This window comes from Undibacterium sp. WLHG33 (assembly GCF_049544815.1).
Classification (GTDB): domain Bacteria; phylum Pseudomonadota; class Gammaproteobacteria; order Burkholderiales; family Burkholderiaceae_D; genus Undibacterium.
Genome location: NZ_CP186697.1, coordinates 3,290,550 through 3,312,507, shown reverse-complemented (window position 1 = coordinate 3,312,507; position 21,958 = coordinate 3,290,550). Strand labels below are relative to the sequence as shown.

General features: G+C 51.6%; 20 protein-coding genes. 8 read left to right on the top strand and 12 right to left on the bottom strand.

What is annotated here, in order from left to right; translation table 11 throughout:
* Nucleotides 1–5 precede the first annotated feature (5 nt).
* Nucleotides 6–434: a PaaI family thioesterase gene (locus ACOTSW_RS14965; protein ID WP_423679872.1), complete on the top strand. Its 429-nt coding sequence runs from the start codon at nucleotides 6–8 to the stop codon at nucleotides 432–434.
* A 60-nt stretch (nucleotides 435–494) separates the two neighbouring features.
* On the opposite strand, the gene ACOTSW_RS14960 is transcribed toward ACOTSW_RS14965, so the two are convergent.
* Entirely contained in the window at nucleotides 495–2,162 is a 1,668-nt protein-coding gene (locus tag ACOTSW_RS14960) for a long-chain fatty acid--CoA ligase (protein ID WP_423679871.1), read from the bottom strand.
* A gap of 168 nt (nucleotides 2,163–2,330) precedes the next feature.
* Between ACOTSW_RS14960 and ACOTSW_RS14955 the strand changes: the two genes are divergently transcribed.
* Nucleotides 2,331–3,716 (top strand): hypothetical protein, encoded by a 1,386-nt coding sequence (locus tag ACOTSW_RS14955; protein WP_423679870.1) that lies wholly within the window; start codon nucleotides 2,331–2,333, stop codon nucleotides 3,714–3,716.
* A gap of 36 nt (nucleotides 3,717–3,752) precedes the next feature.
* Here the strand turns inward: ACOTSW_RS14955 and ACOTSW_RS14950 are convergent, their stop codons facing one another.
* Nucleotides 3,753–4,208, bottom strand: a complete 456-nt coding sequence (locus tag ACOTSW_RS14950; RefSeq protein WP_423679869.1) for a DUF2721 domain-containing protein — start codon at nucleotides 4,206–4,208, stop codon at nucleotides 3,753–3,755.
* Between the two features lie 220 nt (nucleotides 4,209–4,428).
* Here ACOTSW_RS14950 and ygiD point away from each other — a divergent pair, with 220 nt between their 5' ends.
* A complete protein-coding gene (gene ygiD, locus ACOTSW_RS14945; protein ID WP_423679868.1) occupies nucleotides 4,429–5,205 on the top strand; it encodes a 4,5-DOPA dioxygenase extradiol in 777 nt (258 codons plus the stop codon).
* Nucleotides 5,206–5,255: 50 nt separating this feature from the next.
* Here the strand turns inward: ygiD and ACOTSW_RS14940 are convergent, their stop codons facing one another.
* Both ACOTSW_RS14940 and ACOTSW_RS14935 read right to left on the bottom strand, forming a co-directional pair.
* Nucleotides 5,256–6,602 (bottom strand): ATP-binding protein, encoded by a 1,347-nt coding sequence (locus tag ACOTSW_RS14940; RefSeq protein WP_423679866.1) that lies wholly within the window; start codon nucleotides 6,600–6,602, stop codon nucleotides 5,256–5,258.
* Nucleotides 6,602–7,327 (bottom strand): response regulator, encoded by a 726-nt coding sequence (locus tag ACOTSW_RS14935; RefSeq protein WP_423679865.1) that lies wholly within the window; start codon nucleotides 7,325–7,327, stop codon nucleotides 6,602–6,604. Before ACOTSW_RS14935 ends, ACOTSW_RS14940 begins: the two co-directional genes overlap by 1 nt.
* Nucleotides 7,328–7,627: 300 nt before the next feature.
* Between ACOTSW_RS14935 and ACOTSW_RS14930 the strand changes: the two genes are divergently transcribed.
* Entirely contained in the window at nucleotides 7,628–8,149 is a 522-nt protein-coding gene (locus tag ACOTSW_RS14930; RefSeq protein ID WP_423679864.1) for a Spy/CpxP family protein refolding chaperone, read from the top strand.
* 79 nt (nucleotides 8,150–8,228) lie between these two features.
* Here ACOTSW_RS14930 and ACOTSW_RS14925 read toward each other — a convergent pair whose 3' ends face one another.
* Both ACOTSW_RS14925 and ACOTSW_RS14920 read right to left on the bottom strand, forming a co-directional pair.
* Entirely contained in the window at nucleotides 8,229–9,503 is a 1,275-nt protein-coding gene (locus ACOTSW_RS14925; protein WP_423679863.1) for an Hsp70 family protein, read from the bottom strand.
* Nucleotides 9,504–9,584: 81 nt separating this feature from the next.
* Nucleotides 9,585–10,895: a hemolysin family protein gene (locus ACOTSW_RS14920; RefSeq protein ID WP_423679862.1), complete on the bottom strand. Its 1,311-nt coding sequence runs from the start codon at nucleotides 10,893–10,895 to the stop codon at nucleotides 9,585–9,587.
* Nucleotides 10,896–11,022: 127 nt separating this feature from the next.
* Here ACOTSW_RS14920 and ACOTSW_RS14915 point away from each other — a divergent pair, with 127 nt between their 5' ends.
* Nucleotides 11,023–12,246 carry a TCR/Tet family MFS transporter gene (locus tag ACOTSW_RS14915; RefSeq protein ID WP_423679861.1) on the top strand — a complete coding sequence of 408 codons (1,224 nt, stop codon included), beginning with the start codon at nucleotides 11,023–11,025 and terminating at the stop codon, nucleotides 12,244–12,246.
* A gap of 77 nt (nucleotides 12,247–12,323) precedes the next feature.
* On the opposite strand, the gene ACOTSW_RS14910 is transcribed toward ACOTSW_RS14915, so the two are convergent.
* Complete coding sequence (locus tag ACOTSW_RS14910; RefSeq protein WP_423679860.1) at nucleotides 12,324–13,634, bottom strand: dicarboxylate/amino acid:cation symporter; 1,311 nt, start codon at nucleotides 13,632–13,634, stop codon at nucleotides 12,324–12,326.
* A 328-nt stretch (nucleotides 13,635–13,962) separates the two neighbouring features.
* Nucleotides 13,963–14,823 (bottom strand): hypothetical protein, encoded by an 861-nt coding sequence (locus tag ACOTSW_RS14905; protein ID WP_423679859.1) that lies wholly within the window; start codon nucleotides 14,821–14,823, stop codon nucleotides 13,963–13,965.
* A 218-nt stretch (nucleotides 14,824–15,041) separates the two neighbouring features.
* Here ACOTSW_RS14905 and ACOTSW_RS14900 point away from each other — a divergent pair, with 218 nt between their 5' ends.
* Together ACOTSW_RS14900 and ACOTSW_RS14895 are read left to right on the top strand one after the other, a co-directional pair.
* Nucleotides 15,042–16,853: a DUF1800 domain-containing protein gene (locus tag ACOTSW_RS14900; protein WP_423679858.1), complete on the top strand. Its 1,812-nt coding sequence runs from the start codon at nucleotides 15,042–15,044 to the stop codon at nucleotides 16,851–16,853.
* Between the two features lie 10 nt (nucleotides 16,854–16,863).
* The gene (locus ACOTSW_RS14895) at nucleotides 16,864–18,264 is read left to right on the top strand and encodes a DUF1501 domain-containing protein (RefSeq protein WP_423679857.1); all 1,401 of its coding nucleotides are present in this window, start codon (nucleotides 16,864–16,866) and stop codon (nucleotides 18,262–18,264) included.
* On the opposite strand, the gene ACOTSW_RS14890 is transcribed toward ACOTSW_RS14895, so the two are convergent.
* The 4 genes from ACOTSW_RS14890 to ACOTSW_RS14875 all read right to left on the bottom strand — a co-directional run bounded on the left by ACOTSW_RS14890 (nucleotide 18,261) and on the right by ACOTSW_RS14875 (nucleotide 21,027).
* Nucleotides 18,261–18,857 (bottom strand): chromate transporter, encoded by a 597-nt coding sequence (locus ACOTSW_RS14890; protein WP_423679855.1) that lies wholly within the window; start codon nucleotides 18,855–18,857, stop codon nucleotides 18,261–18,263. The genes ACOTSW_RS14895 and ACOTSW_RS14890 overlap by 4 nt on opposite strands.
* A complete protein-coding gene (locus tag ACOTSW_RS14885; protein WP_423679854.1) occupies nucleotides 18,857–19,429 on the bottom strand; it encodes a chromate transporter in 573 nt (190 codons plus the stop codon). The genes ACOTSW_RS14890 and ACOTSW_RS14885 overlap by 1 nt, the downstream gene beginning before the upstream one ends.
* Before the next feature lie 60 nt (nucleotides 19,430–19,489).
* Nucleotides 19,490–19,978, bottom strand: coding sequence for a phage regulatory CII family protein (locus ACOTSW_RS14880; protein WP_423679852.1), 489 nt, complete (start codon nucleotides 19,976–19,978; stop codon nucleotides 19,490–19,492).
* Nucleotides 19,979–20,133: 155 nt separating this feature from the next.
* On the bottom strand, nucleotides 20,134–21,027 hold the full coding sequence (locus ACOTSW_RS14875; RefSeq protein WP_423679851.1) for a methylglyoxal synthase: 894 nt from the start codon (nucleotides 21,025–21,027) through the stop codon (nucleotides 20,134–20,136).
* A 161-nt stretch (nucleotides 21,028–21,188) separates the two neighbouring features.
* Here ACOTSW_RS14875 and ACOTSW_RS14870 point away from each other — a divergent pair, with 161 nt between their 5' ends.
* Nucleotides 21,189–21,953, top strand: coding sequence for a tetratricopeptide repeat protein (locus ACOTSW_RS14870; protein WP_423679850.1), 765 nt, complete (start codon nucleotides 21,189–21,191; stop codon nucleotides 21,951–21,953).
* Nucleotides 21,954–21,958 lie beyond the last annotated feature (5 nt).

The following is a 21,958-nucleotide window of genomic DNA, read 5'->3' as shown; positions in this document are numbered from 1 at the left end:
TGAAGATGGAAAAAGTATTATCAAATCAGACAGCAGAGGCTGAAAAACTGAATCAGCTGGGTAGCAGTTTTTTACCCGGTCACCTTGGCATACGGATGTTGTCTGTAGAAAAAGGTCGTTCGCATGGCGAACTGGACGTACTGCCTCATTTGCTGGCACCGAACGGATTTTTACATGCCGGCAGTGTGGTGACGCTGGCTGACACCGCTTGCGGATATGCGTGCATGGCAAGTTTGCCGGAAGGCGCGCACAGTTTTACAACCATAGAATTAAAATCGAATCATCTGGGAACGGCCCGCAGCGGCAAAATCGAAGTGGTGGCGAAAGCTTCGCACCTCGGACGCACAACTCAGTTATGGGATGCTGAAGTGACTTACGAAGGAAAGACGATCGCCTTATTCCGATGCACGCAGATGATACTTTATCCAAAATGAAACTGGCTCGCTGATGGTGCATCATTTTATGCACCATCTCAGCGTCAGTCTTTCAGTCAGTTATACCCGGTTATTCACAGCTTCTTTTTCCTGCAGCAGGCGCCACATGATTTTGCCTGAACCGGATCTCGGTAACGATTCGACAAACTCAATCAGACGCGGGACTTTATAAGCCGCCATTTTTTCATGTGCCCAGGCGATGATTTCTTCGGGATGAATCTCTGCGCCGGGTTTTCTGACTATCAGCGCCTTAACTGTTTCACCACGATACGCATCTTTTGCCGAAATAATGCAGCACTCCTGTACCGCAGGATGCTGATACATCATGGATTCGACTTCGGCTGGCCAGACTTTAAATCCGCTGGCATTGATCATGCGTTTCAGCCTGTCCGTAAAAAAGAAAAAACCTTCCTCATCGATATAGCCGAGATCACCGGAACGGAAAAATTTTTTACCGTCGAGTTCAGCGAACGCCTCGGCGGTTTTTTCCGGATCATTCCAATAGCCTTGAAATAATTGCGGGCCGTGTATCCAGATCTCGCCGGTTTCACCTTGTCTGACTTCCTGCATCGTAATGGGGTCAACAACGCGGGAATCAACATTGAAAAAGGGTATGCCCAGACATTGCTGTTTCATTCTTTGCGGCGGATTCAGATGTGATGGCGCCATCGTTTCAGACAAACCGTAACCTTCCATATATACCTGACCTGACAGATCCAGCAATTTTTGTGCGATTGCCGCCGGCATCGCAGCACCGCCACCGGATACGCGCGTCAGTTTGGAAATATCATATTCCGGCAGACGTGGATTCGATAAAAAATCTATCATCATCGATGGCACCAGTGTCCAGTTGGTGACGTGGTAGCGGGTAATCAGTTGCCCCGCAACGTCTCTGTCCCAGCGTGGCAAAATCACCAGCGTGCCGCCACAGTAAAGCGAGGCATTCATGACGGATTGCATACCGGTGACATGAAAGAAAGGCAGCACTGCAAGCGCGACATTATTCGGCACGATAGGGCCGGACCAGGTCGGGCTGGCGACAATATTGAACATGACCGAACGATGGGTATGAATGCAGCCTTTCGGATGCCCTGTTGTGCCGGACGTATATGGCATGCAGGCCAGATCATCCGGTGTTGCCTGATGAGCGGACGGTGACAAGCCGGCAGCAATCGCTGTCTTCCACGGTGTGATCTGAGGTGATGCCGCTACATCTGCAGCAGCTTTAACAAAATCAGGCACGGTCAGCGTGGTGTCGCAGGTCAGATGATCGGAATAGGTCGCCACCACGGCGTGACTGAGCACTGTGCTGCCGACGAGTGGCGCTAATCGCGGAAACACATCCTGTGACACCAGTGCAGCTCTGGCACCACTATCTTTGATGTAATAGTCAAGCTCTTCCGTCATCAGCATGGGGTTGACCGGCACGACCATCGCATCTGCCCGCAGGATTGCATAGTAGGCGATGACGAACTGCGGACTGTTCTGCATATCCAGCAGCACCCGGTCGCCACGCCGGATACCGCAGACCTGCTGCAAATATCCTGCCAGAGCCAGCACTTCCTGATGGAGCTGGCGGTAGGTCAGTACCGAGTCGTAAAAAATAATTGCGGCTTTATCCGGATAGCGTTGTGCGGAAATCTGCAGATTTTCATACACGCTGGTAGCGGGAACGATCAGATGATGCGGCAGGCCTTGAGGCCAGTGGGCGTAGTGAGCAGTATTCATTCAACGTCTCCATGGTATCGTTTATATTGAGATTGCCATATTTCAACGAAAATTGCATGATCGTTCGAAAAAATTGTTAACTAATCACTGCGTTTTGTATTTTTAAACATATTCTGTTTTCCCCTGACGTTACAATGACCGCCAGTCCCATTTTTTATCGGAGTCAGTGTGTTTCTCAGCAGATTAATTACTTTCAGTGCAATCAGTCTTCTGTTATCCGCTTGCGGCGGTGGTAGTGGCGGCACCAGCGGTAGTGTGAATAATGCTGCGGTTGCTGTCAGCGTACCCTCTGCTTCCACGGTATCTGTCGGCGATCCGCTCAGCTTTGTCGGCCAGGCCAGCAGCTCTGCCGGACAGATAACGCAAATGTCCTGGCAGACTGAAGCGTTGACGCTGGGTGCGAATCCGCTGACAGCGATCACGAATGCGGATTGCAAGACGATGCAGATTTCCGGCAATTCAGCGAGTTGCACTTTGCAAGTGACGCCACCTGCAAAACTGAGCGCCGATTACACCTACAAGCTGACCTTGCTGGCAACCGATGCGAAGGGAAATACGTCCAGTATGTCAACGACATTAAAGGTATTGCAATCCGCTTCGGTAACCAATAATCCTGTGGCTCAGACCGGTGCTGATGCGACTGTTACTGCCGGTGATAAAGTCAGCCTGAATTGCACCGGCAGCGGTGGAACCCCCGCCACCAGTGGTGCAGCTTATGCCTATCAATGGGTGGTTGAAGATGCCGCCGGTCTGGCAATTTCTCTGGCGAACACGACCGGTGCCAGCAGCAGTTTTGTCGCACCCGTAGTGAAAGATGCGACGACCGTCAAGTTGCAATGTCGCGTCACTGACGATAAACAAAAGACAGGTACCGCGACACAGAAAATCACGATCACGCCTGTTCTCAAGCCGACAATTGTCCCGATTTCTTACAGCGGCGGCACTGTGCAACCTGGCGCTGCGGTGGCGCTGGATGGCAGCAAAACCACGATGTATGACGTCTTTGGCAAAGAAGTCAGCGGTACGATTTATTATCTGTGGCAATTCAAATCAGGTCCGGCGGGTGCCGTTCCACTGACAATCTATAATCCGACCAGCAGCATTGCCAGTGTTGTCTTTCCCAGCATCGTCACGACCACATCCACTTACGTATTCACGCTGAATGCTTCGACTGCGCCGATTGCAGCGGATGGTACTTCGACAGATACCGTTAAGCAAAAAGACGTGGTGTTCTTTGTCAGTGCGCTGCCGCCGATTACGCTGACTTCATATAATCTGGTGCAGGTAGTGCAGAGTGGAGCCAGTGTGCAGCTGAAAGCAGAAACACCGAATTATAACGGGGCTGCGCCACTGTATTTCAGCTGGACCCAGACCAATACACCGCTGGTCACACTGGTCGGCACAAATTCGCAGATTGCGGGTTTTATCGCACCGACTGTATCTGTCGCTACTACCCTGAGTTTCCGGGTGTCGGCAGATTATTTTCCGATCACGGTGGCCAATCCCGGAAGTGCCAGTGTCGATCTGCTGGTACAGGTGCAGCCGAAGAATTGAAACAGAGTTCCCGGAACAGAATTTCCGGCGACAGAATCAGCGTTGCAAATGTCTGATTCTGTCGCGTTGATGTTGGCGATCCAGCGTTCTTGTTGCAACGATAATTTCACTCATAAAATAAACAAAGCTGCCGATCAGCGACAAAATACCACCAACGAAAAGACCCGCAATCAGCTTATCCAGATTCAGACCCATTGCATCGCCGACGAAGAGTGATGCAATCACCAGGCAGATCAGTAAGCCGCAGGTTGTGCTCAGCGTGATCGCGCGATTAATCAGGTGTGAACGTTGAAATAACTCAACCAGTTCCTCTTCGAGACCCACCGTTGCGTTTGTCTGCAGTAAATTTTCCACTACCCGCGCTCTGTCGATAATCCGTGCCAGACGGCTGGTCAGTACGGACAGTTTGGTTCCCACCCCGGTAAGTAAAAAAACGGGTGCAATCGCGAGTTGGATAATATGGCTGACATCGCCAAGTTGAAGACTGATCATGAAAATTCCTTTCTAATTTCGCGTGATTCTACCTTGTGGCGGAATCGTATTGAGCCTCTTGCATACCTGCTTTTCAAAAATATTCTATCCTAGAGGCTGTTAGTGAGAATGATCTGTAGCTTGTGTGCCGGTCTGAACCCGGTTTGTGCGTGCGATAAGCCGTCTCAGCTTACATTGATTATTCACCGGTTTAACTCCAGATAAGCGTCAGGATCGATTTATGACTCAGCCACAGCGTATGCCCGCCATTTTCATAGGACATGGCAGTCCTATGAATGCCATCGAAGATAACGTCTATACGCAGGCCTGGGAGGCGCTGGGGCGACGCTTTCCTGAACCCAGGGCGATACTGATGATATCGGCACACTGGATGACGCGTGGCGTAGCAGTAACGGCAATGCAACAGCCGCAGACGATTCACGACTTCGGCGGATTTCCACAAGCTTTGTTTGATATCCGGTATCCGGCTCCGGGAAATCCGGAGCTCGCTCAGCGTATTGCTGAACATCTTGCACCTTTACCGGTGGTACTCGATCAGGAATGGGGGCTGGATCACGGCACCTGGTCGGTGCTGGTGAAAATGTATCCGCAGGCACAAATTCCGGTGATACAACTGAGTCTGGATCTGACTCAGCCAGCGAGCTGGCATTTCGAATTAGGACAACGGCTGGCGGCTTTGCGGGATGACGGTGTCATGCTGATGGCCAGCGGCAACGTGGTACACAATCTGCGCCGGATTGCGCTGCAGTCGCCCGGCTTTGACTGGGCGCACCGCTTCAATGATGTTATGCGCAAGGCGATACTTGAAGATGACACTGAAAAATTGGTGAACTACCAGCAATTCGGTCAGGATGCGGCACTTTCCGTCCCCACCTCTGAACACTTTCTGCCTTTGCTGTATGTGATAGGAAGTAAAAATCCGCATGACAAAACCGAGATCGTGGTCGATGGTATGGATCTCGGTTCCATCAGCATGATGAGCGTCCTCATCTCCTGATGCAGATGCGGTAAAGCCCGTGACTTCCGGGTTTTCCGCTCTGTGGTTTGCTACGGATGATGAATCGGCAGGGTCAGGCGCACTTCCAGTCCACCCTCGGGTAAATTGCGCAACTGCAATTGTCCGTCATGTTGTTGAGCGATATTTTGCGCGATGGTCAGGCCCAGACCGGAACCACCGGATTCGCGCGAGCGTGAGGTCTCGATGCGGTAAAACGGCTCAAACACTTTTTCCTGCTGTTCTGCCGGAATGCCGGGGCCGCCATCCCTTACGAAAATCTGCACGATATCTTTGCCGCCGTCTTTTTCTTTTGACATACTGACTTTAGCGTAGTGTCCGTATTTCACTGCATTATCAATCAGATTCGTCAGACAGCGTCGCAGAGCCTGAGGTTTGGCCAGTACCGTTATTCCCGGCAGTCCTGAAAAGCTGACATCCTGTCTTGCCTCAGTCGCATCGCTGCAGACACTGTCCAGCAATGAATCAATATCCAGCGGCTGGCGCGCTTCGCTGCTTTCTATACTGCGGGCAAGATCCAGACCTTCCCTGATCATCATCTGCATCGCAGATAGGTCACCGATCAGTTTATCGCGCAATTCAGCATCACTGACTTTTTCAAGGCGCAGACGCAGACGGGTTAAGGGAGTCTGTAAATCGTGTGTAATCGCCGCCAGCATGTGTGTGCGCTGTGAAATATGGTGGCGTATGCGTGCCTGCATCGCATTGAATGCGCGTGTTGCGGTGACGATTTCACTGGCGCCTTTTTCCGGTAAGGGCGGGCGGTTAATATCCTGCCCCAGCGCGGTGGCAGCTTCTGCCATCTGGCGCAGGGGACGCATCGTCATACGCGCAATTACCAGAGCCAGTACCGCGATGAAGATCAGGAATAAAAAGAGATACTGAACGAAATCATCGCGCAGCGGTGGTGCCGGTGTTTTCGGTGGCATAACCGTTAGTCGCAACACGGTTCCGTCGTGCAGAGTAATGCTGAGCGCTTCACATGGAACCCGCATCAGCACTGCGTTTTTAGGTGGACGCGGGCATGTGGCCGGATCTGCCGGCAGAGACTGCACGCGAAAATTTTTACCGAGTCGTTCACTGACCGCTTTCGCGTAATCCGAATGTGGGGTTGTGTCAGCCATGTTGTCAGGCAACGTCGTGATCTGTAAGCCGAGTCGCGGCGCTGTCGCCAGAAAACTCTCACGGTTAGCGGTGGGTAAGGTATCGAGTGCGCTGATTAACTGTTCTATCCGGTCTATCGAATGTAACTCGCGATACTGCATCAGCGTCTTCTCGCGCTCACCAAAGGCGAGCCAGACGGTCAGGGTCGCGGATAATAAAACACCGATCAGAAGCGCGCTGAACACTCGCCCCCACATGGACGACAACATCGCCATCAGTGTTTCTCTGTCGTCACCGTGACCGCCAGTACGTAGCCGCCGTTACGGACAGTTTTAATGATCTGCGGAGATCGTGCATCTTCCCTTAGTTTCTGGCGCAGACGGCTGATCTGAATATCGATAGAACGATCAAACGGATCTGCATCGCGGCCATGCGTCATATTCAATAACTGATCACGATTCAGGACGCGGTTCGGATGCTCGAGAAAAATCGTCAGCATTCTGTATTCTGCACCGGATAAGGAGACAACCATACCATCCGGGCTGATCAGGTGACGCGCTGTCATATCCAGCACCCACCCGGCAAACTTCAGTTTTTGCAGGCCTTCATTATTCGAGCTCAGCGAATTATTCTGCGTGCGTCTTAACACGCTGCGTATGCGGGCCAGCAATTCGCGTGGTTCAAATGGCTTGGGCAGATAGTCATCTGCGCCCATTTCCAGTCCGAGTATACGGTCCAGGGGTTCTCCACGTGCTGTCAGCATAATGACGGGGACCGACGATTTGCTACGGAGATTACGGCACAAGGTCAGGCCATCATCTCCGGGCAAATTCAGGTCGAGAACGATCAGCTCGAACTGATGTTCCTGTAATGCCGCCCACATCGCTGTGCCATCAGCGGCCATGACGGCTGAATAGCCGTTCTGATCCAGGTATTCCGCCAGCAAACTGCGGATGTCGCGGTCATCATCAACAATGAGTATTTTATTTGGGGTATCCATGGTTTTCATTATGAACCGTGTCTCTGCGAAAGGCATTCTGATTTTGTATCGTCTTGTTATGATAACGCTTCACTGACATAGTACGAAACATCAGACTGGCACGTATTCTGCGGTTGTTACACAGAGATACAAACCTGAGCGGAATTGATATTTACTGGTTACAAGACTCAAGCACAATGAGACCCATGACTGTGGCCACGGAAAAAGGTGTACCGGTCAACGTTGCTCAACTGCAGTAGTTTTATTTACAGAATAAGTATCTGCAAAGTCTGAGCTTTTTTCGAGCATTCGGAAAGATACATGATGAAAAATTTCAAACAAACTTTGCTGGCAGTTGTCCTTACTTCCTGTTGTGGCGTCAGCGCGATAGCGTTGGCTCAAACCGCACCGGATGTCCCTCCGCGTCCGCAACATCCTATGGGCGAGCCTGGTAAAAATCCTGAGCAGATGAAAGAACGTTTTGCCAAGCATCAGGCAGAGCTGCACGATACCCTGAAGATCACAGCGGCGCAGGAGCCCGCATGGAAAGCATTCATACAATCGGTCACACCGAAAGCTATGCCACCGCGCGAAGATTTTAAAGAGCTGGATAAGCTGACGACACCGCAGCGCATGGAAAAAATGCTGGAAAGAATGAAAGAGCATCAGGCACAGATGCAGGATCGTCTGGCGGCCACCAAGACTTTCTATGCAACGCTGACGCCGGAACAGCAAAAGATTTTTGATGAAAGCCATCGCCGTCTGCAGCACAAAATGCAAAGCCACATTGCGCGGCAAATGCATAAACGCGGTGATGCTCCCGGCATGATGAATAAGCCATAAAACGACACAAAAGAAAAAGCAAACGGGCATCTGTACCAGGATGCCCGTTTGTTTTTTTACGCAGTACGATCTTTTCTCATCAGGCAAATCTTCTTGCCGCATCTAATCCCAGACCGGCACCGATGCTGCCGAATAGATCCCCTTCCACCTTGCGTGCATTCGGGACAATCGCTGCGATTTGCTGGCGTAAGCCACGTACACCGCTTGATCCACCTGTAAAGAACACGGTGTCCACCTGATCCGGGCGAATACCGGCCTGCTGCAATACTTTGGAGACCGCCTGTGCAATATCGCGGCTCAGATGGCCGATGGCGGATTGCAAACCTTCTTGCTCCAGTATCAGTGAACAGGGCACAGATACCGGTTTGCTGCGCAGACGTTCCAGTGGCAGATTAATGGCATCCTGATCTGACAATAAGATTTTCGCTTCTTCCGATTTGATTGCCAGCCAGTGTCCATCACGGTCTTCGACTAAATTCAGCAAGCGTTCAAAACGCTGACGCACATCGCTGCTTTGTATATCGCGATATACATCCTGTAATTCTCGCCAGACTTTTTGCGTGTAGGCCAGATTAATTGTATGCCACGTCGCCAGATTAAAATAATAACTCGATGGCACATCGGTCTGATTTCCCAGTCTGCCGCCTAAGCCCAGCATGGGCATGATATGCGTCAGACTCAGGTATTTATCGAAATCCGTACCACCGATATGGATGCCGCCATTGCCCAGAATATCATCACGGCGATCCAGCAAATGCGCGCGTTCCGGTGCCAGACGCACCAGAGAAAAATCGGAAGTACCACCGCCGATATCGGCAATCAGTACCAACTCTTCTTTTTCTATGCGCGACTCATAATCGAAGGCGGCCGCGATAGGCTCAAACTGAAAATGCACCTCTTTGAAACCAACCGCATGGGCAATATCTTTCAGCGTGTTCTGGGCGATCTGATCCGCCTGGGGGTTATCGTCGATGAAATGAACGGGGCGCCCGAATACCGCATGTTCAAACGCTTGTCTTGCGGAGTGTTCAGCACGTTTTTTCAGCTCACCGATAAATTGCGATAACAAATCGCGAAATGCGAGTGGTTTGCCCATCACTTCAGTCTGACCATCAATCAGATTGGTACCCAGCAAGCTTTTCATCGAGCGCATCAGGCGCCCTTCATAACCCGCCAGATAATTCGCCAGTGCAGCGCGTCCGTAGCTGACCTCATGTTCTTCGGCATTGAAGAAAATAACCGATGGCAAAGTCAGCTTTTCCTGCTCCAGTGCCAGCAGAACGGATTGCGCGCCGCGATGCCAACCCACGGTTGAGTTTGAGGTACCAAAATCTACTCCACAAGCTTGCGACATGAAACTTCCTGATAAAAAAACGAAAACGCCGTCAAGCATAAGCTGGCGGCGCTGATAATGAATGAGCTGTCAACTGAACCATCATTCCGGCGATAGCGGTGGTTCTTCCTGAAGAACGACCAGCAACTGATCTATCCGGTAATGGTCGATATCAACCACTTCAAACTTATACCTGTCGACCATCACGAAATCGGTACGCTTCGGTATCTTTTTGAGCATCGTCATCATGAAGCCCGCAATAGTCTCATAGCTGCCCTGCCCGGGCAAGGAGTCTATGTTCAGCGCACGACATACGTCTTCTATCGTTGTCGCACCGTCTATCAGCCATGAGTTTGTGTCACGCTGGACGATCTGGTCTTCCAGAAACGGATGCACCAGATTTCCCATCAGCGTACTCAGGACATCATTGAGCGTGATGACACCGACTACCAGCGCGTATTCATTGAGGATCACGGCGAAATCCTCGCGCGTCCCTTTAAATTGCTCAAGCATCTCCGACAAAGTCAGTGAATCCGGTACCGCCAGCGCGGTTCTGATCGACAGTTCCTGCACTTTGGAAAAAGCCTGATTGGTCAGCACGCGCTTCAGAATATCCTTGGATTCGACGTAACCGACGACATTATCGATATGCCCGTCACAGACCAGAAACTTACTGTGCGGATTATCCGCAATTTTCTGACGTATGACGGCATCCGTGTCTTGCAAGGTAAAAAAGACGATGCTGTCGCGCTGTGACATCGCACTCGGGACGGTGCGGCTTTCCAGTTCAAAGACATTACCTATCATGTGGTGCTCGCGTTCCTGCAACACCCCTGCCTCAGCTCCGGCATCCACCATCGCATAAATTTCATCCGAGGTGATCTGTTCATCGCGGACTGTCGGCAGATTCAGTAACTTGAACATCAGATTGGATAAACCATTGAATATCCAGACCAGTGGCTTGAATATGCCCGCACATAAGCGCATCGGGGTAATGACTACCATCGCCACCGATTCCGGCGCGATCATCGCCAGCTTTTTCGGGATCAGATCTGCGAACAGAATAAAAACCGAAGTAACAAAAACAAACGAGATCAGAAAGCCCGCGGTATCGCCCCAGCTGGTATTACCGAACAATGCTTGGAATACCGCAGAAAAATACGGCGTCAGCGCTTGTTCACCCAGAATACCGCCAAGTATCGCGACCGCGTTCAGACCGATCTGCACGACAGTAAAAAAATGACCGGGCGCCTGTTGCAGCTCCAGTACTTTCGTGGCGCGCAACTCCCCTTCTGATTCCAGTACCTGTAATTTCATTTTCCTTGCTGCGGCAAGAGAAATCTCTGCCATCGAGAAAAATGCACTGATCGCAACCAGTAAAGCAATCACCAGAAAATGATCAAATAAGGCCATGTTAACTCCCGTGAAGCATGTTGTCAGGGTTAATCATATACTATGCAAACGCTGGCCTGAGATTGCACGTAAGACAGCGTCATCTCGCATTAATTCCCAAAATTTATTGTATTGAAAGAGAGAGCAGATGCCTCCACCGGATTCTTCTGAGCAAACGTCTTTGCCGACGAATGTGCGTTTTGTACTGATTACCGTTTTTCTGGATATTCTCGGCATTGGTCTGATCATTCCTGTTCTGCCCCGGCTGGTGGCATCGTTCACTCTGCAGAGCGATATGCAGGCGTACTGGTATGGTGCGATTGTCGCCATATATGGCGTGATGCAGTTTTTCTTTGCACCGGTGATCGGCGCACTGAGTGACCGCTTTGGTCGCCGTCCGGTGTTGCTGACCTGTGTCTTCGGACTGGGGCTGAATTTTGTTTTACTGACTCAGGCGACATCCATATACTGGCTCCTGTTTATCCGTGCTTTAGGCGGTGTGACAGCGGGTAATCTGTCAGTTGCAACGGCCTATATTGCGGACGTCAGCGCTCCGGAAAATCGCAGCAAGGCGCTGGGAAAAATTGGTGCGATGTTTGGTCTTGGCTTTATCTGCGGACCTGTGATCGGCGGGCTGGTCGGTGAAGCCAATATTCATTATCCGTTTTATCTGGCGGCTCTTGTGTCGCTGGCAAACGTGGTCTACGGCTATTTCTCTTTGCCTGAATCCTTATCGCCGGAACACCGTAAAGCCTTTTCACTGTTATCGGCCAACCCATTTGCCGGACTGAACGGGCTTGCGCATTTACAGAGCGTGGGACCATTGGTATGGGTGTATGCGTTGTCGATGTTTGCCCAGTTTATTTTGCAAACGACCTGGGTTTTATCGACGGAATTACGTTTCGGCTGGACACCGATGCAAAATGGGTTTTCCCTGTTTATGGTCGGTATTTCCAGTGTGCTGATGCAAGGTGTTTTTCTAACGCGTTATATTCAGCGCGTCGGTGATGCGAATGCTGTTTTGTATGGCCTTACGTCTTCGTGTATTGCGCTGAGTTTGTACGGCGTTGCTACACAGGGTTGGATGATGTACGTCCTGATCCTGTGCAATATGCTGGCATTTGCTTCCGGGCCGGCTTTACAGGCTTTTTTTTCGCGTGCTGTGAATGTGCGTTCGCAAGGCTTAGCCATGGGTTCACTGAGTGCACTGGCGAGTATCATGAGTGTTGCTGCGACACTCGCTGGTACAGCATTGCTGGCACAGGTGAGTCATTTTCCGCGAGGTAGCTGGATGCTGGGCGCACCGTTTTTTATGGCGGCAACAGTACAATTCTTTGCGCTTTTGCTGGCGATACGCCATCTGAAAAAATAGCGCATTATCATTTGCGTACGATAATTTACTCTCATAAAAAAAGCGGACATCAGTCCGCTTTTTTTATCTTCAGTTGATCAGCGATGCTTTGGTACATCCATCATCGCTTCGTAATCATTGCTGCCGACCGGACTGACTGAATTCAGACCATCTTCCAGTTGCTGCATGTTGACGTCATTTCCCCACTTTGCCACGACGATGGTTGCAACGCCGTTCCCGATCAGATTCGTCAAAGCGCGGGCTTCTGACATAAAGCGGTCAATACCGAGTATCAGGGCGAGACCCGCAACCGGCACGTGGCCTACCGCAGATAAGGTGGCGGCCAGCACGATAAAGCCGCTGCCGGTAATACCCGCCGCGCCTTTGGATGTCAGCAACAGTACGGCCAGTAAAGTGATTTGCTGCATCAGGCTCATCGGTGTATCGGTGGCCTGAGCGATGAATACGGCGGCCATCGTCAGATAAATCGAGGTGCCATCAAGGTTAAATGAATAGCCAGTCGGAACAACCAGACCAACGACGGATTTTTTCACGCCCAGTTTTTCCAGTTTCGCAATAATCCCCGGCAATGCCGATTCTGACGACGACGTGCCGAGCACGATCAGTAATTCTTCTTTGATGTATTTGACGAATTTCCAGATGCTGAAACCGTGGAACTTAGCAATAGTGCCGAGGACAACGAAAATGAAAATCAGGCAGGTTCCGTAAAAAGTCGCCATCAGATAACCGAGTGACAGCAGTGAGGAAACACCGAATTTTCCGATTGTAAATGCCATCGCGCCGAATGCACCGATCGGCGCTGCTTTCATGATGTAGCCAACGATGACGAATAAGATGTGGGAAAATTTTTCGATAAAGTCAAAAATCAGCGTGCCACGACCACCGAAACGATGTAATGCAAAACCAAAAAAGACCGAAATCAGCAAGACTTGCAGAATCTCCCCTTTGGCAAATGCGTCGACGATCGTCGTCGGAATAATCGCCATCAGAAATTCAGTCGTGGTCTGCATTTTTCCCGGAGCTGTGTAGGCCGCGATTCCTTTGGTATCGAGCGCATTCACATCGATATGCATGCCGGCGCCGGGTTGCACGAAATTAATCATGAGGAGACCAACTATCAGCGCCAGCGTACTGACAATCTCAAAGTACAGCAGTGCCATACCACCGGTTTTACCGACTTTTTTCATATCTTCCATACCGGCAATACCGACGACCACGGTACAGAAAATAATCGGTGCAATCATCATCTTGATCAGCTTGATGAACCCATCGCCCAGCGGCTTCATTGCCGCTCCGGTTTCAGGATAATAGTGACCTAACAAAACGCCGATGATAATGGCGCTGATCACCTGGAAATACAGGGATTTGTAAATTGGTGGCTTATTCATTTGCCGTCTCCGAGAATTGTTGCGGGAAATTGATGGCGTGAATGAATGCGCCATGACAATCACAATGACTTCTATCGGAGCATTATCAAAAAATAGCGAAAGCCGGACAATTGTGGGTTTCCACACGATTGCCAATCTGCCAAGCACGCTGCTGTATGCGGTAAACCGGCTCTGAGTATGGGTTTAATATGCGTGCCGGACAGTTTTGCGGGGATGTGTAATCAATATCAGCAGACACCCAATGTCTTCGTGTTCAGGTTCGCAGTGACACCTTCTCACCCTATGGCAGAGCATCAGCACATCTTGTGGAATTCAGATTCCGCAGTTGTTAGCGACCGTTACCGAAAAATTCTTTCATCATGAAATTTTCCAGCTCTGCCGTGTCCTGTGGTCTGGCTGATAAGGTGACGACTCGGCCAAGGCGATGTGACTCCCAGCTGAAGTCGCCCTGATATTCTTCGCGGATTAACATGATCATGCGGCGGATGATGGCGATATCAATGTCGCCGCCAAGACCTGCATCCACTTCAATAGTCTTTTTGAAGCTGTTTTGCCGGTCGGGCTTCCAGCCGCGGAAAGTAAAGGTTGCTACGCGCAAGCTTTTGCTGGTGATCTGGAACACCCCGCCTGTACCTTCGCGACCATTCGCTTGTTGCATACTACGGCGGACATTGGCTTCCGCGACTTCTTGCGGAGTCATGCCACGCGCCGGCTGATTCACGGCGGCCTCCTGGCTGGACTGTTCCTGTGCACGGCGGCGTTCGCGTGCAGCATTGAGCATACTCATCATATCCTGTTCAGGTGGTGCCTGAACGATGGGTGTCGGCGGTGTGACAGTTGTTTGCGCCATCTGAACCGGTGCGACCGCTGGTGTTGCAGGTGAGGCTACAGACTTTTTCGGCCGTTGAATAACCACAGGTTTGGTAACCGGTTTTTTCGGTTCAGGGACAGCCATCTTGGCGACAGTGGCCTTATCCAGCATCAGAACGATGGGATTTTGTGCGGCAGCATCATCCCCCTGTTTTTTTTTCTTGACCGGATGCATGTTCAGTAAAAAATACAGCAGCAAGGCGTGAATGATCAGAACAATCAGGATACCTACGAAATTGGCGGGTCGAAACCGTATATGCAGATGAATTTCGCCAGACTTGGCAGGGTCATTTTCTGGTGCTTCGATACTCAACTTCATGGATAGCGGTCAGGAATTTCAGGGTGGCGAATTGACAAGGATACCTTAATCTGTGGTGCGGACTGTAACAAAGATTGATGATGCGGTAGCGGGTATCCGCTAAAGGGAGTTGCTTTAAGTAGCGAATATGTAACAAGAATTCATGCTGTTGGTTTGTCCCAACGGCGATGTTCTCCTATGAAACATGCTATTTTTTGAGCAGCTTATGTATTTATTTTGTGAAGAGCACATACAAATTCGGTGTGCGGACCGGCAGTCTCTCGTTTATGCTGTTGCCGGAGTTGTCAGCAGCGTCCGGCGCCATGTACATACAGAAGGGGAAAGACATGCAGGTTCAGACAGAAGATGAGATGGTGGCCGTGGCTGCCCCGTCCCGCCCGTATACCAATGCCGGTGCGGATTTATCAGCAGCAGTAGTGGCGTCGGCGACGCTGCTGAGTGCCTGTGGTGGCGGAACGACCGGCAGTATCGGCGGCACTCCCCCTGTCACCAGTGGGCCACCGGTTACCGATATTCAGGCGTCCCGCTTTCTGGCTCAGGCGTCAACCGGTGCGACACGCGAACAGATTGCGCGTGTCAGTGCGATAGGCTACGCAGCGTGGATAGATGAACAGATGGCGATGCCGTTGTCCCAGAGCCGCTGGGACTGGCTGGTCGCCAAAGGCTTTAATGCGGCGGCGAATATTTTTACCCAGAACGGTTTTGATTCTGTGGTCTGGTACAGGCTGATTAACGCGCCGGATACCTTACGTCAACGCGTGACGCTGGCTTTGTCGGAAATTATCGTGATCGGTATTGATGGTTTGGTCGGCGCGGGCTGGCAGGCGTTTTCTGCTGCACAGTTTCTCGATTTACTGGAAGCACAATGTTTTGGCAATTTCCGTACTTTGCTGGAAAATGTGTCCACCAGTGCCGCCATGGGGCAATACCTGACCTATCGCGGCAACACCAAATACAATGCCAAAACCGGTGCGCTCCCCGACGAGAATTATGCGCGCGAACTGATGCAGTTATTTTCTATCGGCCTGTTAAAGCTTAATCCTGACGGGACGCCACAGACCGTGAATGGCGTCCAGCAGGAAACCTACACTCTTGATGACATCACCGGTCTTGCCAGAATTTTCACTGGCTGGGATTTCGATTTATCCACCAGCAAAACCGACACGCCGGATTTTTTACGGCGTCCGATGACGCAGGTTGATAGTCGCCATGAAACAGGCGCTTCGACATTTCTGGGAGCGACGGTGCCCGCCGGTTTAAACGGAGCGCAAAGTTTAAAAGCGGCTCTGGATATTATTTTTGCACATCCGAATGTGGCCCCTTTTATCTGCCGTCAGCTGATACAGCGACTGGTGACCAGTAACCCGACGCCGGCCTATGTACAGCGTGTTGCGAGTGTATTCCTGAACGATGGCAAAGGAGTGAAAGGCAATCTGGGTGCGGTGATCAAAGCCTTGCTGCTGGATGATGAAGCGCGCAACGCAGAAATTCTCAGCAATCCGCTCGCAGGTAAATTGCGTGAACCGGTGTTGCGCTTGCTGGCATGGGCACGTGCGTATAAGCTTTCTTCCGTCAGTGGTAACTGGAGCATAGGTAATACCAGTGACCCGGCTACCCGTCTCGGGCAAAGTCCCTTGCGTTCTTCGTCGGTTTTCAATTTTTTCCGACCGGGTTACGTACCGCCAAATAGCGCGATTGCTGCAGTATCCTTGGTCGCCCCGGAATTTCAGATCACGAATGAATCGACGGTCGTCGGTTATGTCAATTATATGCAGCGGTTGGTCAGCCTTGGTAATACGGATTTAATTCCCGATTACAGCAGTTTGCTGCCTTTAACTGACAACGTACCGGCGCTGTTGAAAGAAATCAATATCGTGCTGGCAGCAGGGCAGCTCAGTGATGAAACCCTCAACACCATTGCTACGGCCGTCAACACCATGCCTAGCGGTACCGATGCACGCCGGAATAACCGCATTTACGCCGCACTGACCCTGGTTCTGGCAGCGCCAGAATTTCTCGTCATTAAATAAGGAATTTATCATGACCGATCAAACCAGGATGAATGCATCACGCCGCGCATTTTTACAGCGCGCCTCAGCGTTATCGGTGGCAGGTATTGCGACACCGTGGGCTTTAAATCTGGCAGCGATGTCAGAGGCAGCTGCAGCGACCGCAACGGATTACAAAGCCATTGTCTGTGTATTTTTATACGGCGGTAATGATTACGGCAACACCTTGGTGCCTTACGATACCAGCTCCTACAATGCGTATTCAAGCTTGCGCCCGACTCTGGCATATGCACGGGATGCGCTGACGGCAACAGCGCTGACCTCGCTCAACGACCCGAAAGACAGCGCAGGTGTCAGTCATCAATATGCGCTGGCACCGAATCTGGCACCGCTGATGCCTATTTTTAATGCCGGAAAATTAGGCGTGATCCTGAATGCCGGCACGCTGGTACAACCGACTACCAAATTACAGTACACAAACAAGAGCGTACCTTTACCGCCGAAACTGTTTTCGCATAACGACCAGCAATCCGTATGGCAGTCGAGTGCTGCTGAAGGTGCACGCACCGGCTGGGGCGGTCGTATGGGAGATTTGTTTCAAGCCGCGAATACCAACTCCACGTTCACTTGTATTAATGTGTCCGGCAACGCTGTCTATTTATCGGGCAACACGGCAGTCCAGTATCAGGTGTCGACCAGCGGATCAGTACCGTTATCTGCGTTGCAGACACCTATGTTCGGCTCGAAAGAATGCTCTGCGGCTTTACAAGCCTTAATCACACAAAGCCGTACGCATGTATTTGAAAATGAATACAACCGCGTGACTAAACGGGCGATTGATGCGAACGTCATTTTGTCTTCGGCTTTGGCCAGCGCACCTGTACTGAATACGCCTTTCCCGACGAAAAACAGCCTTGGCGATCAGCTGAAATTAGTGGCCCGTATGATTTCCAGTGCGACCACACTGGGCGCAAAACGCCAGGTATTTTTTGTGTCTATGGGTGGTTTTGATACGCATGACGGTCTGGTGGCAAATCATCCCGGTCTGATGAAAACGCTGGCAGACGCTATGGCTGCGTTTTATAACGCAACAATGGAGTTAGGCGTGGCGGACCGGGTAACCACGTTCACCGCATCCGATTTTGGCCGTACGCTCAGTGGTAATAACGATGGGTCAGACCACGGCTGGGGTAGTATGCATTTTGTGATGGGCGGTGCGGTGAATGGTCAGCGCTATTTCGGCACACCGCCCGTTGTTGCGTCGAATGGTCCGGATGATGTTGGTCAGGGGCGCTTACTGCCGACCACGTCGGTAGATCAGTATGCCGCAACGCTCGGTAAATGGCTGGGCGTGTCGGACAGCGATTTACTGATGCTGTTACCGAATCTGGCGAACTATAATGTCAGCAACCGTACTCTGGGTTTTGTTTAGACCAGCCCGAACCAGCCCAGCAGCGCACCCGCCGCCAGCAGCCACAACAAATGCAGGCTGGTGCGCCAGACCATGAAGGCACATGCTGCCGAGAGCAGCCACAGTGACCAGTCGCGCGCCACAACATTGTGTGAACTCGCCATGATCCAGCCTGTCGCGAGCAGCAGGCCAATCACGATAGGCGTCATCGCGAGTTTAAAACTGCGTACGCCAAGCAGATCGCGGTTTTCATGACCCCAGCGGGCCGCCATATACGTGAGCGTGGTGCTTGGCAGCAGGATGCCTGACATCGTGATCAGCACACCGAGCAAGCCCGCCCACATGCTGCCGCTGTTGAGACCGATATTCCAGCCCATCAGAGCGATAAACAGCACATTCGGCCCAGGTGCGGCCTGTGCAATCGCGATTGAGGCGTTGAATTGCGCATCCGTGAGCCAGTGCTGCTGATCAACCAGATAACGGTGCATGTCCGGTAAGGTCGATACGGCGCCGCCTATCGACAGCAAGGAAAGCATCAGATAATGCAGCCACAGATGAAGCCAGTCGCCCCAATTCATGCTGATGTGTAAAACCGGATGGATAGCTTCGCTCATTATTTCAGTTTCCTGAACACCAGCGCCCAGCTGATGGCACCCAGTCCCAGTAATACATAGACCAATGGCAGTTTGAAGATGGCGACACAGACAAAACAGACAGCGCTGAATAACAGTGCCAGACGTTTGCCTAATGGATGATGATTGAGTGCAGGAATTAGCTTCAGACCGGTAGCAGCAATCAGCCCGGACGTCACGGCGCTCATGCCGCGCAAAGCTCCGGCTACGCCGGGATGTTGCGCAAACTGAGCGTATACCGCTGCCATCAGCAAAACGATGATCAGCGGAATCAGCAATAAACCGGCCAGCGCCGTCAGTGCGCCCCGCAGACCAAAGTAGCGGTTGCCTATCATCAGACAAAGATTGATGACATTCGGGCCGGGCATGATTTGCGCAACGGCCCAGTCCTCCACGAATTCCTCGTTGGTCAGCCAGCGTTTGCGTTCTACCATTTCTCTTTGCACGATGGCGACGACACCGCCAAAACCTTGCAGTGCCAGCACAGTAAATGAGAAGAAGATGTCTGCTAAAGACGTCGGGCGCGGTCGTGCGGATTCAGGCTCGGTAGACATGGTGATGGAAATGTCAGCAGGAGCGCTATTGTAAAACAGAGCTGCAGCTGACGCAGAGACTCACTCCTGAGACTTGCGATGAGCGCGGATACGCGCGCGCCATTCGCCAAGCGCGGTCAGCGCACCCTGAAATTCACGCTCGATCAGATCGGCTTCAGCATCGGTGATGACGCCATCAAGCAGTGCTGTGGAGACCGCTTCAGCGACATCCCCCACCTGACTCATGACCCGGCACACGGTTTGTGAGAGATCATCTTTCAGCACTTCATCCGGTTCCGGCACGACGAATGCGGCCATGCCGTGGCGTCCGAGCAAGGCGTGCAATGGCAGATGCGCTTCTTTCACTCCGGCGTTATGACAGTGTTCGATGATGACTGACAGTTCCTCAAACGAAGGATAGTGTGAGTCTATGCCCGGAGCCAGTTTGTTCCTGAGCACGTTGACAGACATATCCATGCGCAGTGCCAGCGCTTCCAGCCCGCCCGGATAAGCACGTGCCACTTTATACAGGGCGTCATGCTGGTTCATATCTGAATATTTGCGTGTCATCGGGCGTCCTTGATTGCCGGGAGATTGATCATGAGCGGGCCGCGTGGTGCGGCATAGTGGTACGCGATTGTACTGATTCACTATCTGCTTATCAATCAGTTGCAATCAAGGCGTTGCCCACCGCAGGGAATATCGGTGGCGGCCACTTTCATCGCTCACAGGGAGGAACGCTCACTGAGGAAGGTCAGCCAGCGATCGGCACCTTCCACTTCGCTAAAGACCTGCGCGAAATCGGTCACGGTGCGGGCGGCACGTTCGAGTAACTGGATATCGGCTTCATGCTGACGGGCGACGTGCGGGTCTTCCAGAAACAGGATGCGCCGTATTTTTCTGTCGAGCACCAGTTCCGCTAATTGGGCATCGCCGCCCAGCGGGCCGGACAGAAAGGGCTGCACCCAGTCACGTCCTGTTTCGCCTTTGATTTTTTTTGCCAGCTGATTCAGCAGACCACCGGTGGTGCCGGTCGCATACCGGTGCGCAAATTTATCCAGTACGCTGAAATGTTTTTCTGCCAGTGCCAGCATTTTATCTTTCATTGCATCGTGCGCGATCAGAGCGATACCTTCATTGTCCAGACTGAAACTGGCATTGAGCACAGGGTCGGCAGGTGCACCATTGACGGTCGCTTCCAGTTCCAGCCATTCGCGTGCGCCGGCCAGACTGGCCAGAAACGGCTTTTTATGAATCACACATTGCCGTTTTAATGCGACTGCTTCCGGGAAAACAGATGAGGGATCGACCGGATCGATCAGATAAATCACCGCATCCACGGCCTTGGCCGGGTCGCTGTCAACCACGCGTGAGACCAGCTTCATCAGACCGCCGTCGCGACCATAGGGAAAACGCTCAACATGCTGGCAAATATCGAGTAATCCATGTGTGACCATCGCGTCCAGCGTTCTGCCGACGACCACAAACTCCGGTTGCAAGAATGTGATAGCCTGACGCGAACCCCGAATTAACTGAACTAAGGCGGAATCATGTGCATCCTGATGAGAACGGTTTGCAATCAGGCCAATACGCAATTTTTTAGCGATGGTAAAACTCACGGTTCATCCTTTTCAGAGGGGCAGACCGTCAGTGTAACCCCTGCTCAGGATCTCGTCATCAGTGACGACTACAATTTGTTACCTTAATCGACAGTATGGAAATATGTTTCTCTCAGGTTAAGACGTAACATCGTGAGTACCGACAATAGTGGAAGAGAATCATGAAAAAGTGGCGACATTTGTTTTGCGCGCTCGCGATCATGTCTTCGTGTGCGACGGCATCAGGCGATGATGATTTTGACGATGACGAACTGCAGATTCAGCGTTGGGCTGTACTCGGCGACATGCAGGCACAAAATGCCCTGGCGTTGTCGTATCTGAACGGTGATTTTGGTTATAAGAACGTGGATGAGGCACGTTTCTGGCTCAAGCGTGCCGCAGATCAGGGTCATCCCGGTGCCCAGACGAATCTCGGTCTGCTGTATTTATCCAGTTATACCAGTCCGGAAGAAAAACAGAAGGCACTTGAGCTTTTGTATCAGGCGGCTGAACAGGAATTTGCCGCTGCCCAGTTAGTGCTTGGTTCCCTGCATGAAGCGGGGACGCTGGTGCCGCACAGCTATAGTGAGGCAGCTGTCTGGTATCAGGATGCGGCCGAACAGGGGAACACAAGCGCACAGTACCATCTGGCGATGTTGTACCTTAATGGATGGGGTGTGCCTAAAGACGAAAAGCAGGCGGTGTACTGGCTCAATCTTGCTGCTGCTCAGGAATTATCATCCGCTGAATTTGAACTTGGCCGTCAATATTTATATGGCGCTGGTGTGCCAAAGGATATTTTCCTGGCTTATCAGTATTTACTCAGAGCCAGCATCAATGTCGGCAGCAAAGCGATAGACAGCCGGGATCTGGTCAATACCGGGCTGACTGCTGAACAGGTTGCAGCGATTCAGCAAGAGAGCCGCCACTGGCAATTCAAATCCTGAATGAT

Coding starts and splice junctions, on each gene's coding strand:
- ACOTSW_RS14890 (WP_423679855.1), bottom strand. CDS start 18,857: ATGAGCGAAGCTATCCATCCGGTTTTACACATCAGCATGAATTGGGGC.
- ACOTSW_RS14870 (WP_423679850.1), top strand. CDS start 21,189: ATGAAAAAGTGGCGACATTTGTTTTGCGCGCTCGCGATCATGTCTTCG.
- ACOTSW_RS14905 (WP_423679859.1), bottom strand. CDS start 14,823: ATGAAGTTGAGTATCGAAGCACCAGAAAATGACCCTGCCAAGTCTGGC.
- ACOTSW_RS14915 (WP_423679861.1), top strand. CDS start 11,023: ATGCCTCCACCGGATTCTTCTGAGCAAACGTCTTTGCCGACGAATGTG.
- ACOTSW_RS14880 (WP_423679852.1), bottom strand. CDS start 19,978: ATGACACGCAAATATTCAGATATGAACCAGCATGACGCCCTGTATAAA.
- ygiD (WP_423679868.1), top strand. CDS start 4,429: ATGACTCAGCCACAGCGTATGCCCGCCATTTTCATAGGACATGGCAGT.
- ACOTSW_RS14885 (WP_423679854.1), bottom strand. CDS start 19,429: ATGTCTACCGAGCCTGAATCCGCACGACCGCGCCCGACGTCTTTAGCA.
- ACOTSW_RS14925 (WP_423679863.1), bottom strand. CDS start 9,503: ATGTCGCAAGCTTGTGGAGTAGATTTTGGTACCTCAAACTCAACCGTG.
- ACOTSW_RS14935 (WP_423679865.1), bottom strand. CDS start 7,327: ATGGATACCCCAAATAAAATACTCATTGTTGATGATGACCGCGACATC.
- ACOTSW_RS14910 (WP_423679860.1), bottom strand. CDS start 13,634: ATGAATAAGCCACCAATTTACAAATCCCTGTATTTCCAGGTGATCAGC.
- ACOTSW_RS14960 (WP_423679871.1), bottom strand. CDS start 2,162: ATGAATACTGCTCACTACGCCCACTGGCCTCAAGGCCTGCCGCATCAT.
- ACOTSW_RS14950 (WP_423679869.1), bottom strand. CDS start 4,208: ATGATCAGTCTTCAACTTGGCGATGTCAGCCATATTATCCAACTCGCG.
- ACOTSW_RS14930 (WP_423679864.1), top strand. CDS start 7,628: ATGATGAAAAATTTCAAACAAACTTTGCTGGCAGTTGTCCTTACTTCC.
- ACOTSW_RS14940 (WP_423679866.1), bottom strand. CDS start 6,602: ATGGCGATGTTGTCGTCCATGTGGGGGCGAGTGTTCAGCGCGCTTCTG.
- ACOTSW_RS14895 (WP_423679857.1), top strand. CDS start 16,864: ATGACCGATCAAACCAGGATGAATGCATCACGCCGCGCATTTTTACAG.
- ACOTSW_RS14920 (WP_423679862.1), bottom strand. CDS start 10,895: ATGGCCTTATTTGATCATTTTCTGGTGATTGCTTTACTGGTTGCGATC.
- ACOTSW_RS14965 (WP_423679872.1), top strand. CDS start 6: ATGGAAAAAGTATTATCAAATCAGACAGCAGAGGCTGAAAAACTGAAT.